Source organism: Stackebrandtia sp. (genome assembly GCF_035643755.1).
GTDB lineage: Bacteria > Actinomycetota > Actinomycetes > Mycobacteriales > Micromonosporaceae > Stackebrandtia.
On the sequence record NZ_DASQPW010000308.1, the window covers coordinates 1 to 2235 of the forward strand.

Annotated in this window: 2 protein-coding genes; one reads left to right on the forward strand and one right to left on the reverse strand. The window is 73.6% G+C overall.

All coding sequences use genetic code 11. The features are described from left to right. Nucleotides 1–643: 643 nt before the first annotated feature. Complete coding sequence (locus tag VE172_RS24200) at nt 644–1384, reverse strand: TetR family transcriptional regulator (RefSeq protein WP_324804579.1); 741 nt, start codon at nt 1382–1384, stop codon at nt 644–646. A gap of 292 nt (nt 1385–1676) precedes the next feature. Between VE172_RS24200 and VE172_RS24205 the strand changes: the two genes are divergently transcribed. Then, nucleotides 1677–2235, forward strand: a 559-nt coding sequence (locus VE172_RS24205; RefSeq protein ID WP_324804580.1) for a DMT family transporter, incomplete at its 3' end; no start/stop codon positions are given.

Consider the following 2235-nt stretch of genomic DNA (forward strand, 5'->3'; position numbering starts at 1 on the left):
GGCCTCCTGCCCCGGGCCCACCGCGTCGACTCGCTGCTGCGCGGCGACGGCTTCTTCGCCCCCGCCCGCACGGCGTCGCTGGCCGCGCTGTGGCGGGCCACCCGGATGCGCGCCGCCGCCTCCGGCGACTGGCGGGCCACGGTGGACGCGATCCGCCCCCACGTGGACACCCTGTGGAGCGGGATGTCGGAGTCATCCCGAAAACGCTTCCTGGAGCACGGTTCCCGGCTGTGGGAGATCCACCGCCACCGCATGGCGCCGGTGATCGCCACCCAGCTGTCCGGCCTGCGCGAGGAGGGCCGCCTGCACGTGCGCGCCGATCGCGTCGCCGCCATCGACGCCGCCGACGGCGGCGCGCGGGTCACCTTCGCCTCGGGGCGCACCGAGCGCTTCGCCGCGATCGTCAACTGCACCGGCCCCGGGCGGCTCCCGGCGGCCGCCGATCCCCTGGTGCGCGGGCTGTTGGACGACGGCGTCGGCCGCACCGGGCCGTTTCGCTGGGGGCTCGACGTGGACGGTCACGGCCGACTCATCGATCGAGCGGGAAATGTCAACGCCTCGATCCACGTGGTCGGCGCGCTGCGGCGCGGCAGCGCCTGGGAGACCACGGCCATCCCCGAGATCCGCCAGCAGGCCGGCGACCTCACCAAGACCCTTCATCGCGGCGCCGACGTCGATCTGGCGCCCACCCGGACCTTAAGCTCAACGCGCCGCGCACCGCGTCGACCACCTCGTCGACCGTCGACCCGCTGCGCGCCACCGTGACGATGACGTCGTGGCCGTCCAGTCCCGACCGTCTCTTCAGGAAGGTCTCGCGCACCGCCGTCAACGCCACCTCGAGCCTGGCCCCGACGTCGCCGATGCCGCCCGAGCGCAGCCAGGAGCGCAGCACGTGATTGTGGGCGGCGACCACCGCCGCCGCGGCCACCTCGGCCAGCAGCGAGCCGTCGCCCCCCGCGCGTTCCTGGGTGGAGGGATGGGCCAGCAGATACTTGGTGAACAGGCGCTCGTAGCGTGACACCACGGCGATCTCTCGCTCCCGCAGCGTCGGCACCTCCCGCAGCAGCCGGTACCGCGCCACCGAGGCGACCGGGTCGGCAGCGTACATCCGCAAGACCTCCCGGATGCCGCGACACACCACGACCAGCGGATCCTCGTCGAGGCTGGCGCGCCGCAGGACCTCGCCGACCGTCACGACGGTGGAGTCGTGGTCGGGAAAGATCGCGTCTTCCTTGGTGGGGAAGTAGCGGAAGAAGGTGCGGCGGGCGACGCCCGCGGCGCAGGCTATCTGGTCCACAGTGGTGGCGCTGTATCCGTGTTCGGCGAACAGTCGCAGGGCGGCGGTCGACAATTCCTGCCGGGTCTGCGTGCGTCCGTTGGCCACGCGAGAACACCTTACTCCGCGCCGAGGGCAACTCCATCCTCACTGTTCGGATCTTCGTCGCATCGTCGTCATGCGCCGATGACCTGGGGGATTCAGGGTCGTCTCAGGGGACCGTCAGGGTCGCGGTTTCAGGGCCACGACCGGGTCGTTCCCCGATGGCGAAACGGTCCGCCGCGTCGATTCTTGGACACGGCGCCGCACACCGACGGCGCCATCGACGAACCGGAGGCCCGCGCATGGCACTGCCCAGATTGGACGAAGCGCCACGCACCGAGTCCGGCGGTGCGCCGTGATGTGGCAGGTCGGGCTGGCCGTGGCCGGGGCCTGGTGCATCGCCGCCGGCCAGGCCGCCCAGGAAAGACCCGTCGCCGCCGTACCCGGAAGGGCCCTGGCGGGCCCCTCCGCGCTGCTGCGCCTGGCGCGCGACCGGCGCTGGCTGGCCGGCGGCGCCCTCACCCTCGCCGGGGTCGCCGCGCACCTCGTCGCCCTGTCGGCCGCCCCGGTCACGCTGGTACAACCCCTGGGCGTCAGTGGACTGCTGGTCGCGGTGTGGCTGTCGGCCCGCTGGCGCCGGCGCCGCCTCTCCATGGCCGAGGTGGCCGGTTGCGTCGCCGTGGCCGTCGGCCTGGCCGGCATCGTGTCCAGCCTTCCCGCCCAGGTCGGCGCCGCCGAGGCCGACCCGACGGCGCTGGCCCTGTTGTGCTCGGCCGCCGCCCTGCTGTGCGTCGCCGGGCCGCTGTTGACCTGGCGCGCCGGGGGACGCGTGCGCGCCCTGGTGCTGTCGGCCAGCGGAGGCGCCTGCTTCGGCGTCGCCTCGGCGCTGTTTCGCGTCGTCGGCAGTCACCTGCGGA